This window comes from Nocardia sp. NPDC051981, assembly GCF_040680715.1.
Classification (GTDB): Bacteria; Actinomycetota; Actinomycetes; order Mycobacteriales; family Mycobacteriaceae; genus Nocardia.
In genome coordinates, this window is record NZ_JBFAXK010000018.1 from 169766 (window position 1) to 181683 (window position 11918).

General features: G+C 68.7%; 18 protein-coding genes. 5 read left to right on the forward strand and 13 right to left on the reverse strand.

Annotated features, from left to right (window positions below):
* The first annotated feature begins 126 nt into the window (after positions 1-126).
* The 4 genes from AB0L60_RS28170 to AB0L60_RS28185 all read left to right on the forward strand — a co-directional run bounded on the left by AB0L60_RS28170 (position 127) and on the right by AB0L60_RS28185 (position 2322).
* On the forward strand, positions 127-330 hold the full coding sequence (locus AB0L60_RS28170; RefSeq protein ID WP_364619582.1) for a hypothetical protein: 204 nt from the start codon (positions 127-129) through the stop codon (positions 328-330).
* A 177-nt stretch (positions 331-507) separates the two neighbouring features.
* Positions 508-963: a peroxiredoxin gene (locus AB0L60_RS28175; protein WP_364619585.1), complete on the forward strand. Its 456-nt coding sequence runs from the start codon at positions 508-510 to the stop codon at positions 961-963.
* 188 nt (positions 964-1151) lie between these two features.
* Positions 1152-1634 (forward strand): permease, encoded by a 483-nt coding sequence (locus AB0L60_RS28180; RefSeq protein WP_364619654.1) that lies wholly within the window; start codon positions 1152-1154, stop codon positions 1632-1634.
* Between the two features lie 190 nt (positions 1635-1824).
* The gene (locus AB0L60_RS28185; RefSeq protein ID WP_364619657.1) at positions 1825-2322 is read left to right on the forward strand and encodes a MarR family transcriptional regulator; all 498 of its coding nucleotides are present in this window, start codon (positions 1825-1827) and stop codon (positions 2320-2322) included.
* Between the two features lie 61 nt (positions 2323-2383).
* Here AB0L60_RS28185 and hisI read toward each other — a convergent pair whose 3' ends face one another.
* From hisI to priA, 4 genes are read right to left on the reverse strand one after another with little or no spacing between them, the layout of a single operon-like run.
* A complete protein-coding gene (gene hisI / locus AB0L60_RS28190; RefSeq protein ID WP_364619588.1) occupies positions 2384-2755 on the reverse strand; it encodes a phosphoribosyl-AMP cyclohydrolase in 372 nt (123 codons plus the stop codon).
* Positions 2752-3525 (reverse strand): imidazole glycerol phosphate synthase subunit HisF, encoded by a 774-nt coding sequence (hisF, locus tag AB0L60_RS28195; protein ID WP_364619590.1) that lies wholly within the window; start codon positions 3523-3525, stop codon positions 2752-2754. The genes hisI and hisF overlap by 4 nt, the downstream gene beginning before the upstream one ends.
* A 16-nt stretch (positions 3526-3541) precedes the next feature.
* Complete coding sequence (locus tag AB0L60_RS28200; protein WP_364619593.1) at positions 3542-4363, reverse strand: inositol monophosphatase; 822 nt, start codon at positions 4361-4363, stop codon at positions 3542-3544.
* A 4-nt stretch (positions 4364-4367) separates the two neighbouring features.
* A complete protein-coding gene (priA, locus tag AB0L60_RS28205; protein WP_354846023.1) occupies positions 4368-5099 on the reverse strand; it encodes a bifunctional 1-(5-phosphoribosyl)-5-((5-phosphoribosylamino)methylideneamino)imidazole-4-carboxamide isomerase/phosphoribosylanthranilate isomerase PriA in 732 nt (243 codons plus the stop codon).
* Between the two features lie 105 nt (positions 5100-5204).
* On the opposite strand from priA, the gene AB0L60_RS28210 reads away from it, so the two are divergent.
* Positions 5205-5522, forward strand: a complete 318-nt coding sequence (locus AB0L60_RS28210) for a hypothetical protein (RefSeq protein ID WP_364619660.1) — start codon at positions 5205-5207, stop codon at positions 5520-5522.
* On the opposite strand, the gene AB0L60_RS28215 is transcribed toward AB0L60_RS28210, so the two are convergent.
* The 9 genes from AB0L60_RS28215 to AB0L60_RS28255 form a co-directional block, all read right to left on the reverse strand.
* Positions 5449-5904, reverse strand: a complete 456-nt coding sequence (locus tag AB0L60_RS28215; protein WP_364619597.1) for a MarR family transcriptional regulator — start codon at positions 5902-5904, stop codon at positions 5449-5451. The genes AB0L60_RS28210 and AB0L60_RS28215 overlap by 74 nt on opposite strands.
* A gap of 13 nt (positions 5905-5917) precedes the next feature.
* Positions 5918-6184: a type II toxin-antitoxin system RelE/ParE family toxin gene (locus AB0L60_RS28220; protein ID WP_364619599.1), complete on the reverse strand. Its 267-nt coding sequence runs from the start codon at positions 6182-6184 to the stop codon at positions 5918-5920.
* The gene (locus AB0L60_RS28225; protein ID WP_364619602.1) at positions 6181-6468 is read right to left on the reverse strand and encodes a type II toxin-antitoxin system Phd/YefM family antitoxin; all 288 of its coding nucleotides are present in this window, start codon (positions 6466-6468) and stop codon (positions 6181-6183) included. Before AB0L60_RS28225 ends, AB0L60_RS28220 begins: the two co-directional genes overlap by 4 nt.
* Before the next feature lie 101 nt (positions 6469-6569).
* Positions 6570-7208 (reverse strand): imidazole glycerol phosphate synthase subunit HisH, encoded by a 639-nt coding sequence (gene hisH / locus AB0L60_RS28230; RefSeq protein WP_364619605.1) that lies wholly within the window; start codon positions 7206-7208, stop codon positions 6570-6572.
* Positions 7205-7834, reverse strand: coding sequence for an imidazoleglycerol-phosphate dehydratase HisB (gene hisB, locus AB0L60_RS28235; RefSeq protein ID WP_354846012.1), 630 nt, complete (start codon positions 7832-7834; stop codon positions 7205-7207). The genes hisH and hisB overlap by 4 nt, the downstream gene beginning before the upstream one ends.
* Positions 7831-8952 (reverse strand): histidinol-phosphate transaminase, encoded by a 1122-nt coding sequence (locus AB0L60_RS28240; protein WP_364619663.1) that lies wholly within the window; start codon positions 8950-8952, stop codon positions 7831-7833. Before AB0L60_RS28240 ends, hisB begins: the two co-directional genes overlap by 4 nt.
* A gap of 29 nt (positions 8953-8981) precedes the next feature.
* A complete protein-coding gene (hisD, locus tag AB0L60_RS28245) occupies positions 8982-10319 on the reverse strand; it encodes a histidinol dehydrogenase (protein ID WP_364619608.1) in 1338 nt (445 codons plus the stop codon).
* A 189-nt stretch (positions 10320-10508) separates the two neighbouring features.
* Positions 10509-11285: a membrane protein insertase YidC gene (gene yidC / locus AB0L60_RS28250; RefSeq protein WP_364619610.1), complete on the reverse strand. Its 777-nt coding sequence runs from the start codon at positions 11283-11285 to the stop codon at positions 10509-10511.
* 104 nt (positions 11286-11389) lie between these two features.
* Positions 11390-11686, reverse strand: a complete 297-nt coding sequence (locus AB0L60_RS28255; protein WP_364619613.1) for a DUF6412 domain-containing protein — start codon at positions 11684-11686, stop codon at positions 11390-11392.
* Positions 11687-11918: the final 232 nt, after the last annotated feature.

The window sequence follows — 11918 nt, forward strand, 5'->3', positions numbered from 1 at the left end:
CCCATTCTCGAGAGGAGTTCAACACAGATGTACCCCTCGCATCCGATGGCACCGGAGGGTCCACGCCATACCGCTCCGCCGCTGGCTCCGGGCGGGCTACCCGGCCAGCCGGCGCGGATGATGCCTATGAACCACGGCGGGCACTCCGCCATCGCGTCGTTCGTGACGTATGTGAAGGCCCTGGAAGCGCTCGATCCGCGCAACTTCCCGGACGAGTACGCCGAGCACAGCGACCGCATCAGGGAACTCAGGCCGTTCCTGCGCGCCCACGGGATCCTGGACGTCATGGATATCAAGAACCCGGAGGTCGCCGCCCTCATCGGCGTGTGAGGCAGGACCGACGCCCGGTGTCCGGGGTGGTTGGGGCTCCGGGGGCTGTTCCCCGGACCCCCAGGCAGAGGACCGGTGGGGGCCCGGTTCGCGAGGCGCCAAGGCCGAAGCCCAGCAAAGGATTTCATCCGAGGCTCTAATAGCTCGTGCACGATGGATTGGGGGTAGGGTGCGGGTATGAAGGTTGGTCAGCTCGCACCCAATTTCGAACTTCCGGACCAGTCGGGGACCGTGCGGTCGCTGGAGTCGCTGCTCGCGGACGGACCGGTGGTGTTGTTCTTCTATCCCGCGGCGAACACGCCGGTGTGCACGGCCGAGGCGTGCCACTTCCGGGATCTGGCAACGGAATTCAAGGCCGCCGGGGCGACCTGCGTGGGGATCAGCGCGGATTCCGTCGAGGTGCAGTCCGGGTTCGCGGAGAAACAGGGACTGAGCTATCCGGTGCTGTCCGATCCGGGAGCCAAGGTGGCCGCCGAGTTCGGCGTGAAGCGCGGCCTGCTCGGCGCGCTGGTGCCGGTGAAGCGGACGACCTTCGTCATCGATCCGGACCGGACCGTCGCCAAGGTCATCAACAGCGAGATGCGCGCGAACGTGCACGCCGACGAGGCATTGAAGTTCCTGCGCGAGCGCTGAGCAGGTTCCCGCGCGAGCGCTGAGCCGCCACCGCGTCGCTCCTGGGCGCGCCGACAATTCGGACATACGCTGAGCGCATGACTACGCCCAGCACCGACCAGGAGCGAAAGCCTTCAACCTTCGTCACGTGGCGCAATCGCATCATTGGCGGAGTGGTGGCCGCGGTCGTTTTGTGGCTGGTGTATCTGATGCTGGCCGCATTCATTCCACGGTGGTGGGCGCAGCGCCTCGGCGAATGGGTGAGCGGGAGTTTCGCCAAGGGCATCTGGTACGGCCTGATAATGGGCGCGATATGTACGGCCGTGCCACTTTTCCTGTTCCTGGCCGCAGGACTCAGCTGGCGTAAACGGGGCGGCATGTTTATCGCGGGCGGCGCGGCGGTTCTCGCGATCGTCATCGCCATCCCGAATTTGATGACGCTGACCATCGTGTGGGGCAACTCGAATGCCGCACACGCCGGTGAGCGCATTCTCGATGTCGACGGGCCGGGATTCCGCGGCGCCGCGCTGGCGGGTGCGATCATCGCCACACTGCTGTTCCTGCTGGTGGCATTTCTCTTGGGACGCAGGCGATTCCGCCGGTACCGTGCCGAACGTCGGCAGGCCGAACCGGAAAAGCCTCGGGTAGAACCCGAAACTCCGACACCGCCTCCCGAACTCGGCGCCAACTGAATCCACTCGCGACATGCGTGATCGATGTCACGTCATTCGGCAACACCGTGACTGACGAGCGAAATCGTGGCAAACTTTGACGTGCGAGTGACTCGTTCGATGCTGTTTCGTAGGCTCTCCCACGGGCCTGCACAACACGTCACTTGGCTGCTACGAGAGGGCGCGCACGGTGACCAAGTGGTTGAATCCCATGGAACAGCGAGCGTGGCGTACCCTTGTCGCGCTCACCACCAGACTCCCCGCCGCATTGGATACCCAGCTACAACGTGAGTCCGGGATTACCCATTTCGAATACTTCGTAATGACTCTGCTCTCCGAAGAACCAGGTCACCGGTTGCAACTGAGTGACCTTGCGCAAAAGGCAAACGCGTCGCTATCCCGGCTCTCGCACGTGGTCTCCAAACTCGAACGGCTGGGCTGGGCCGAGCGCGTCACCATTACCGGTCGCCGCGGCGCGCAGGCGGTGCTGACCGACGCCGGATATCAGAAGATCACCGAGGCCGCGCCCGGGTATCTGGAGTGCGTGCGCGGCCTGGTGTTCGACGGGCTGGACGCCGAGCAGACCAAGCAGCTGCTGGAACTGGTCGAGACCCTGGTGGCACAGCTGGACAAGGGCATGGCCCGCGGGCTCGGCCGCGCGGGGCGGCCGAGCCCGCATCTGGACATGGACCCGAACGAATCGGGCTGACGCCGAAGGCTGTTTCACCGACGCGGCAAGCTTGCTCGCCGATGCCGGAAATCGTTGCCGCTCAGTCCTTGTCGGTGAGCAGCCGGTCGCCCCGGGACAGCAGCACGTCGGTGTCGAAGCAGGTGTGGGTGCCCGTGTGGCAGGCCGCGCCCTCCTGGTCGACGACCAGCAGCACGGTGTCGCCGTCGCAGTCCAGCCGTACCTCGTGCACGTACTGGGTGTGACCGGAGGTCTCGCCCTTGACCCAGTACTGCTGGCGCGAGCGCGAATAGTAGGTGCCCTTGCGGGTTTCCAGGGTGCGGGCCAGCGCCTCGTCGTCCATCCACGCCATCATGAGCACGTCGCCGGTGCTCTTCTCCTGCGCGATGGCGGCGAACAGCCCGTCGGAGTTGCGCTTGAGGCGGCGCGCGATCGCGGGATCCAGGGTGCTCATCGGACGGTGATTCCTTCCGCGCGCATGGCGTCCTTGACCTGGCCGATGGTGAGGTCGCCGAAGTGGAAGACACTGGCGGCCAGCACCGCGTCCGCGCCGGACTGCACGGCGGGCGCGAAGTCGGCGACCTTGCCCGCGCCACCGGAGGCGATGACCGGCACCGAGACCGCGGCGCGCACCGCGCGAATCATCGGCAGGTCGAAGCCCGCCTTGGTGCCGTCGGCGTCCATGGAGTTGAGCAGGATCTCGCCGACGCCCAGTTCGGCTCCGCGCACGGCCCACTCGACGGCGTCGATGCCGGTGCCGCGCTTGCCGCCGTGGGTGGTGACCTCCCAGCCGGACGCGGTCGCGGTCTGCCCCTCCGGCACGGTGCGGGCGTCGACCGACAGCACGATGCACTGGGAGCCGAACCGCTCCGACATTTCGCGCAGCACCTCGGGGCGGGCGATGGCGGCGGTGTTGACCGACACCTTGTCCGCGCCCGCGCGCAGCAGCCGGTCCACGTCCTCGACGGTGCGCACGCCGCCGCCGACCGTGAGCGGGATGAAGATCTGCTCGGCGGTGCGGGTGACCACGTCGATCATGGTGCCGCGGTCGCCGGTGGAGGCGGTGACGTCGAGGAAGGTCAGCTCGTCGGCGCCCTGGGCGTCGTAAGTGGCCGCGAGTTCCACGGGATCCCCCGCGTCCCTGAGGTTTTCGAAGTTGACGCCCTTGACCACGCGCCCGGCGTCCACGTCCAGGCACGGAATCACGCGTACGGCCAACGTCATTTCATGACCTCTGTCTTCAGCATTGCTCTGCCTCTCCTCGGACCCGGTCCGCGGTGTCCGCGATCAGGTCCAGTAGTTCCTCGTGCACGCCGGGGGCGGCGGCCAGCACCGAACCGGATTCGATGGTCCAGTCCCGGCCCAGCAAGTCGGTGACCACGCCGCCGGCAGCCCGCACCAGGGCCACGCCCGCGGCGTTGTCCCACGGATGATGTCCGAACACCACAGCCCCGCCCAGAATTCCCGAGGCGGTGTAGGCCAGGTCGATGCCGGTGGAGCCGTACATGCGCTGGCGGCCGGACAGCCGGCTCAGCGCACCCAGCAGGTTGAAGCGGAAGATACCCGGAATCCGGCCCGCCCCATCGATATTGAAGCTGCCGAAGCCGATCGGCGCGGTGGCGAGCTTGGCCGGGGCCAGGCTCGGCAGCGGGTTGCCGTTCAACAGCAGCGGGCCGTCCGCGACCGCCGCGTAACGCTGGCCCAGGATCGGCAGCCAGGTCAGGCCGATGACCGGGACGCCGTCGCGCACCAATGCCAGCAGCATGCCGCACATGGGGCTGCCCGCCGAATAGTTGAAGGTGCCGTCGATGGGGTCCAGCACCCAGGCGGTGCCGGAGGTCAGCTGTGGACCGCCGAATTCCTCACCGTGCACCGGGATTCCGGTGCGTTCGCCCAGCCGCTGCGAGATGGTGCGCTCGAGCTCCAGGTCGAGTTCGGTGGCGAAGTCGTTGCGCCCCTTCTCGACCGCGCTCGGCGCCCCGATGCCCTCGACGAAACGCGGTGCGGCGGAGTCGAGAACGTCACTGGCGATGCCGAGCAGTTCGGCGAGTTCGGCGGCCACGGCGCTAGCGAACCGCGGCCAAGGCTTCGGGCAGGGTGAACCGGCCCGCGTACAGGGCCTTGCCGATGATCGCGCCCTCGACGCCCTCGTCCACCAGCGTCGCGATGGCGCGCAGGTCGTCGAGCTGAGAGATGCCGCCCGACGCGATGACCGGAGCCTCGCAGGCATTGGCGACCTGGCTCAGCAGGTCCAGGTTCGGCCCGGTCAGCGTGCCGTCCTTGGAGACGTCGGTGACCACGTACCGCGAGCAGCCGTCGCGCTCGAGGCGCTCGAGCACCTCCCACAGATCGCCGCCGTCGGTCACCCAGCCGCGACCGCGCAGCCGCCACTCGCCGTCGATGAGCTTCACATCCATGCCGACGGCGATCTTGTCGCCGTACTCGCCGATGGCCCGGGCACACCACTCCGGATTCTCGATGGCCGCGGTGCCGAGGTTGACGCGCGCGCAGCCGGTGGCCAGCGCGGCCTTCAACGACTCGTCGTCCCGAATCCCGCCCGACAGCTCGACCTTCACATCGAGTTCGCCGATCACCTCGGCCAGCAGTTCGCGGTTGGAGCCCTTGCCGAACGCGGCGTCCAGGTCGACCAGATGCACCCACTCGGCCCCGGCGTGCTGCCAGGCCAGCGCGGCGTCGCGCGGCGAACCGTAACTGGTTTCGCTGCCCGCCTCCCCCTGAACCAGGCGCACAGCCTCACCATTGGCGACATCGACGGCAGGTAGCAGCACAAGACTCACGGGGTAAGCCTAGTGGTTGCCCGCTATCACACCGACCGCAGGGTGAACCGCGTCAGCCGCCCGGCGTACTTGATCACGATCGAGGGGGCGACGGCCAGCTCACCCATGCGGGTGTTGCTGTTCCATCGCGGGAGCTGCATCGGCACCGCGGATCCCACTCCCCGGATCCGAACCACACCACCGACGACACCGTGGGGCTGGGGTACAAGATCCCCGGCAGCTGTGATGCCTGCTCGGACGCTGCGTCCAATTCCTTTGGGACGGAAGCGAGGCGCAGATGACCGGGCGGCCGCCGGAGGTGTCGGGGACGACCGTGACGCCCGGGTCAACCAGGTGTTGGAGGCGGGTCTCAGCCGTCTCGGGTATGGGATTCGAGGACGCGGTTCAACGTCAGGACGAAGTTGGCGCGTTCGGCGGCGGTGAAGCCCGAGAGTAGTTCTCGCTGAGCCGCTTCCAGGCGTTCGTCGAGGTCGGCCAGGTGGGCCCGCCCGGCGGGCGTGAGCGTGAGGGTGTTGCGGCGGCGGTCGGTGGGGTCGGGGGTGCGGTGCAGGAGGCCGCGGTCGGCCAGGTCGTTGACCGCGGCGACCACGTCGCTGCGGTCGATGCCGGTGCGGCGGCCGGCCTCGGCCTGGCTGAGGGGGCCGTGTTCGTCGAGGGTGGCGAGCAGGGCGTAGTGGTAGCGACGGGAACCGGTGGGTTCCAGGGCTTTCTCGGTGCAGCGGTTGGCGATGATCGCGACCTGGCCGATGAGGCGCGTGGGAAGAGCGCGCAGCCGGCCGGAGGCCCCTTCGGGCGCGGTGTCCATCGTGTCCTCCGTTTCACCTCAGCCGGTAGGCGGTGCCGCGATGGCGCACCGTCGCGACTTCCACGACAACCCTTTCGTCGTAGATGGCGTAGATGACCCGGTATTCGCCGCGGCGGGCGGAGTGCAGACCGGCGAGGCCACCGATCAGCGGTTTTCCCACTCGATGCGGATTCTCGGCGAGCGGACCCGAACAGAATTCGAGCACCGCCCACGCGATCCGCTCCGGCAGCTTGGCGATCTCGCGCCGTGCGGTGGCAGTGAATTCGACCGCATAGGTCATCTGCCACCGTCCCCGGACCCGCCCCGAGCCTCGAGGTCCCGCCGAATGTCGTCGAGGGTGAAGCGCTCCGGCTCGGCCAAGGCCGCACGGATCTCGTCTACGATCCCGGGATCGGCAAGAATCTCCACTGTCTCCTGCAAGGATTCGAGATCCTCGTAGGCAATGAGGACAGCGGCCGGGTGGCCGTTCTTGGTGATGACAACCCGTTCATGTGTGGTCTGGACCGAACTGACCAGCGGCGATAGACGGTCACGGACCTCGGCGAGCGGCAGGCAAGTAGTCATGTACAGAATTATGGCGCTCTTTCGGCAGCGGCGGCAATGGTCACGCCGGAACCATCGAAGCGAAAGGCGAAACCCTCGCTCCCAGCGAGGGTTTCCTCGAATCAGATCGAGTCGACCCAGTTGCGCAGGAGCTGGGCTCCGGCGTCGCCGGACTTCTCCGGGTGGAACTGGGTGGCCGACAGCGGGCCGTTCTCCACCGCGGCGAGGAACGGGACGCCGTGTTCGGCCCAGGTCAGCTTGGCCGGGGCGATCTGGCTGCCGCCGTCGTCCGTCCAGGCCCAGTGCTGAGCCGCGTAGGAGTGCACGAAGTAGAAGCGGGTGTCGGCGTCCATGCCCGCGAACAGCACGCTGTCCTCGGGAGCCTTCACCGTGTTCCAGCCCATGTGCGGGAGGATGGGGGCGTCCAGACGCTCGACGGTGCCGGGCCATTCGCCGCAGCCCTCGGTTTCCACCCCGAATTCGACGCCGCGTTCGAACAGGATCTGCATGCCGACGCAGATGCCGAGCACGGGACGGCCGCCGGACAGGCGCCTGCCGATGATGCGGTCGCCGCGCACGGACAGCAGGCCCGCCATACAGGCCGCGTACGCGCCGACACCGGGGACCACGAGACCGTCTGCGTTCAAAGCGATTTCGGGGTCGGCGGTGATGGTGACGTCAGCGCCGGTGCGGGCCAGGGCACGTCCGGCGGAGTGCAGGTTGCCGGAGCCGTAGTCGAGCAGGGCGATCTTCCTGGTCATAGCGAGCCCTTCGTGGAGGGGACGCCGGACACGCGCGGGTCGTATTCGACGGCGGCGCGCAAAGCCCGTGCCACGGCCTTGTATTCGGCCTCGGTGATGTGGTGCTGGTCGCGGCCGTAGAGGACGCGCACGTGCAGGGCGATGCGGGCGTTGAGCGCGATGGACTCGAACACGTGGCGGTTGATCACGGTCGAGTACGACGCGGTCGGGGCCACACTCGGAATGATGGTGTGCAGCATGTGATCCGGCTCGCCGGTGTGCACGCAGTACGGGCGGCCGGACACGTCGACGACGGCGTGCGCGAGGGTTTCGTCCATCGGGATGAAGCAGTCGCCGAAGCGGCGGATGCCCTTCTTGTCGCCGAGCGCCTGGCCCAGGGCCTGGCCGATGACGATGGCGGTGTCCTCGACGGTGTGGTGGGCCTCGATCTCGATGTCGCCCTTGGCCTGGACCGTCAGGTCGAAGCTGCCGTGCTGGCCGAAGGCGGTCAGCATGTGGTCGTAGAAGGGGACGCCGGTGGAGATGTCGGTCTTGCCGGAGCCGTCCAGATTGAGCTCCACCACGATGCTGGATTCGCGGGTGGTGCGCTCGACCCGGGCGATGCGGTCGGCACGGTCGGTGGTCATCGGGCGATCAGCTCCTCGGACGCCAGTTTCGCGCTGACGCGCAGGAATTCGTCGTTCTCGGCGGCCAGGCCGATGGTGGTGCGCAGGTAGCCCGGGATGCCGACATCGCGGATGAGCACACCCTCGTCGAGGTAGTGCTGCCAGGCGCGCGGCGCGTCGGTGAAGCGGCCGAACAGCACGAAGTTGGCATCCGAGGGGATGACCTCGTATCCCAGCTCGGTCAGCGCCGCCATGACCCGATCGCGCTGCGCCGCCAATTCGGCCACGCTGCCCAGGGTTTCGTCCGCGTGCCGCAGCGCCGCCCGCGCCGCGGCCTGGGTGACCACGGACAGGTGGTAGGGCAAGCGCACCAGCAGCATGGCGTCGATGACCGCGGGTGCGGCCACCAGGTAGCCCAGCCGCCCGCCCGCGAAGGCGAACGCCTTGGACATGGTGCGGCTGACCACCAGTTTGGCGGGGTACTTGTCGATCAGGCTGATCGCGCTGGGCGCCGAGGAGAACTCGCCGTACGCCTCGTCCACCACCACGATGCCGGGCGCCGCCGCGAGGATGCGTTCCAGGTCCGCGAGCGGAATGCTGTGGCCGGTCGGATTGTTGGGGCTGGTCACGAAGACCACATCGGGGTTCTTCTCCCCCACCGTCAGCACCGCGTAGTCGATGTCGAGGGAGAAGTCGCCATTGCGCTTGGCCTCGATCCACTCGGTGTCGATGCCCTCGGAGATGATCGGGTGCATCGAGTACGAGGGCACGAAACCCAGTGCGCTGCGGCCGGGTCCGCCGAACGCCTGCAGCAGCTGCTGCAGGATCTCGTTGGAGCCGTTGGCGGCCCACACGTTCGCCGTGTCCACCGCGACGCCGGTCTGCCGGGTCAGGTAGGCGGCCAGATCGGCGCGCAGCCCGACCGCGTCGCGATCCGGGTACCGGTGCAGATCGGCGGCTGCGGCGCGCACGGATTCGGCGACGTCGTCGATGAGGGCCTTACTCGGCGGGTGCGGGTTCTCGTTGGTGTTCAGCTGCACCGGAACGGTCAATTGCGGTGCGCCGTAAGGGCTCTTGCCACGCAGGTTCTCCCGCAGCGGCAGATCGTCGAGCGAGATATTCGATCCGGGGACGGTCACGGTGCCTTCTTCCAGGCCGGCCTGGGCGCTCACCGCAGCTCTCCGAATCGCGCCTGCACGGCCTGGCCGTGCGCGGGCAGGTCCTCGGCATCGGCCAGTGCGACCACGTGCCCGGAGACATCCTTCAGCGCCGCCTCGGAGTACTCGACGACGTGGATGCCGCGCAGGAAGGTCTGCACGCTCAAACCCGAAGAGTGCCGGGCGCATCCGGCGGTGGGCAGCACGTGGTTGGAGCCGGCGCAGTAGTCGCCGAGGGAGACCGGCGACCATGCGCCGACGAAAACCGCTCCGGCGGAACGGACCCGGGCCGCGACCGCGGACGCGTCGGCGGTCTGGATCTCGAGGTGCTCGGCGGCGTAGGCGTTGACCACGCGCAGGCCCTGGGCGATGTCGTCGACCAGCACGGTGCCGGACTGCTTGCCCGACAGTGCCTCCGCGACGCGGTCGTGGTGCTTGACCACGGTCATCTGCGCGGTCAGGGCCGCGTCCACGGCATCGGCGAGCTCGACGCTGTCGGTCACCAGCACGCTGGCGGCCAGCACGTCGTGCTCGGCCTGCGAGATGAGGTCGGCGGCCACGTGCACCGGATCGGCGGTGGCGTCGGCGAGGATGGCGATCTCGGTGGGCCCGGCCTCGGCGTCGATGCCGACCAGGCCGCGGCACAGCCGTTTGGCGGCGGTCACATAGATATTGCCCGGGCCGGTGATCAGGTCGACCGGCTCCAGCTGTGCGCCGTCGGTGTCGGTGCCGCCATAGGACAGCAGCGCCACGGCCTGCGCACCGCCGACCGCCCACACCTCCTCGACGCCCAGCAGCTCGGCGGCGGCCAGGATGGTCGGGTGCGGCAGGCCGCCGAACCGGGCCTGCGGCGGCGAGGCGACGACCAGCGAGTCCACGCCCGCGGCCTGCGCGGGAACCACGTTCATGACCACCGAGGACGGGTAGACGGCATTGCCGCCCGGCACGTACAGACCGACCCGCTCCACCGGCACCCAGCGCTCGGTCACGGTGCCGCCGGGCACCACCTGCGTGGTCTTGTCGGTTCGGCGCTGATCGTCGTGCACCTTGCGGGTGCGCTCGATGGCGACCTCGAGAGCCGCGCGTACGGCCGGGTCCAGCTCGGCCAGGGCCTTGTCCAGTTCGGCGGCGGGCACGCGCACTGCGGCGGGCCGCACACCGTCGAATCGCTCGCTGAATTCCAGCGCGGCCTCGACGCCCCGATCCCGGATGGCCTCCACGACCGGTCGCACATGATGCAGCACCGAGTCCACGTCGACGCCCCCACGCGGCAGAGCCGCGCGCAGTTCGGCAGCAGTGGGAGTACGTCCGCGCAGATCCACGCGGGCGAGCTCGATGCGGCTAGTCATAGCGCTGTGCAGTCCTTGTCTGTGCTGATGTCGAGGGGTTCGCGACACGGCCGAAACCGCTTGCGACCAGCTACCAGACTATCGGGTCACCGCCAGCGCTTTACGTCGCGGCCGAGCTCGCGCGGGTGTTCCCGGCCCGCGGCCCGGGAACACCCGCTGGACCGGCGGTTATGAGGCGCGGGCCGCCGCTCAGACCGTGGTGCGGGCGGCCTCGGGACCGAAGCGGGCGGCCACCAGATGTTGCTGGGCGAACGTCCACGCGTTCTGGGTGACGAAGTAGAGCAGGATGGCGATGGGCATCACCGGGCCGACCAGCAGTGCTCCGGCGGGGAAGACCCACTGCGAGAGCGTATTCATGATCCGGACCTGCGAGCCCGCCGCGCCTTCGGCGGGTTGCGCCTGCCGGGCGACGGCGGCGCGGGCGGTGAAATGGGTCGCGATCGCCGCGACGATCATGAGCGGAATCGCCACGGCGGCAACGGTTCCGAAGGACGAGCCGGCGGTGGACAGGGTGGCCTCCAGCGGTGCGCCGAACAGTTTGGCGTCCAGGAAGGACTGCACCTGCGTGGCATTGAACACGTAGTTCTGAGTGTGACCCGGCTGGAAGGACCGCAGCACGTGGTAGAGGCCGATGAAGACCACCGTCTGGCCGATGATCGGCAGGAATCCCGTCAGCACATTGACGCCGGATTCCTTCTGTAGCTCCTGCATGGCCAGCGCCTGCTTCTCCCGGTCGCCCGCGTGCTTGCGCTTGATCTCCTGCAGCTTCGGCTGCATCTCGGCCAGCGCGCGGGAGAACTTCAACTGCGCGATGAACGGCCGGATCAGCAGGGCCCGCAGGGTCATGACGAGGAAGACGATGGCCAGCACCCAGGCCAGGCCACTGGTCGCGCCGAGCAGCGACGCGAAGGCGGTGTGCCACAGCCACAGCACGGCGGACACGGGATAGTAGATGAAATCGAGCACGGAGTACCTCGCTGCGCAGCGCCCGCACACGGGTGCGGGCGAAAGGAATTCGGGACGGCGGAGAACCCGACAGCGCACGACCGGGACAGGTCGGGCGGGCGCGGTCAGGCCGCGAGGACTCCGGGTGCGCGCGGGCGCGGGCGGCCCGGGGCGTCGGGATTGCTCTGGCGCAGGAACGCGCCGCGGCGCCGCCGTCCGGCCGATTCCGCCGGACCGATGTGCGCGGTGGCCGCGAGCAGCGGACCGCGCGCCGACAGCACCGCCGCGGTCACCGCGACCAGCGCGGCCGCACCGAGGACCAGCAGCGAATCGGGGGTGGCGGCGGCCAGATACAGCACCGCCCACGCGGAGACCACGAGCGCGCACACCAGCAGCGCCGTCGATCGAATCCGCGTACCCATGCGCCCGACCCTACCTGTGTTCCCCATCCCCGGCACCCCATGTGCCGGACGCGACATGCTCGGCCTCGGCCGCACCGTATCCGGCTCGGGCGCACCCTGATCCGGGCCCCACGCGCGACCGCGCCCCCACCGGGCCACGGCAGGTTCTAGGGATCGTCGCAACACCTTCGATCGTGAGGGGTTGCGATGGAGTTCGAGATCCGGGCGGACCGGACGCCTCGAGGACAGCGGG

Bases quoted from the DNA above. Each gene is read 5' to 3' on its own strand.
- AB0L60_RS28170 (WP_364619582.1), top strand. From the start codon at position 127: ATGAACCACGGCGGGCACTCCGCCATCGCGTCGTTCGTGACGTATGTG.
- AB0L60_RS28255 (WP_364619613.1), bottom strand. From the start codon at position 11,686: ATGGGTACGCGGATTCGATCGACGGCGCTGCTGGTGTGCGCGCTCGTG.
- AB0L60_RS28215 (WP_364619597.1), bottom strand. From the start codon at position 5,904: ATGGACACCGCGCCCGAAGGGGCCTCCGGCCGGCTGCGCGCTCTTCCC.
- AB0L60_RS28225 (WP_364619602.1), bottom strand. From the start codon at position 6,468: ATGACTACTTGCCTGCCGCTCGCCGAGGTCCGTGACCGTCTATCGCCG.
- hisD (WP_364619608.1), bottom strand. From the start codon at position 10,319: ATGACTAGCCGCATCGAGCTCGCCCGCGTGGATCTGCGCGGACGTACT.
- AB0L60_RS28210 (WP_364619660.1), top strand. From the start codon at position 5,205: ATGCGGGTGTTGCTGTTCCATCGCGGGAGCTGCATCGGCACCGCGGAT.
- AB0L60_RS28180 (WP_364619654.1), top strand. From the start codon at position 1,152: ATGCTGGCCGCATTCATTCCACGGTGGTGGGCGCAGCGCCTCGGCGAA.
- hisH (WP_364619605.1), bottom strand. From the start codon at position 7,208: ATGACCAGGAAGATCGCCCTGCTCGACTACGGCTCCGGCAACCTGCAC.
- hisB (WP_354846012.1), bottom strand. From the start codon at position 7,834: ATGACCACCGACCGTGCCGACCGCATCGCCCGGGTCGAGCGCACCACC.
- AB0L60_RS28185 (WP_364619657.1), top strand. From the start codon at position 1,825: ATGGAACAGCGAGCGTGGCGTACCCTTGTCGCGCTCACCACCAGACTC.
- AB0L60_RS28220 (WP_364619599.1), bottom strand. From the start codon at position 6,184: ATGACCTATGCGGTCGAATTCACTGCCACCGCACGGCGCGAGATCGCC.
- hisI (WP_364619588.1), bottom strand. From the start codon at position 2,755: ATGAGCACCCTGGATCCCGCGATCGCGCGCCGCCTCAAGCGCAACTCC.
- AB0L60_RS28175 (WP_364619585.1), top strand. From the start codon at position 508: ATGAAGGTTGGTCAGCTCGCACCCAATTTCGAACTTCCGGACCAGTCG.
- hisF (WP_364619590.1), bottom strand. From the start codon at position 3,525: ATGACGTTGGCCGTACGCGTGATTCCGTGCCTGGACGTGGACGCCGGG.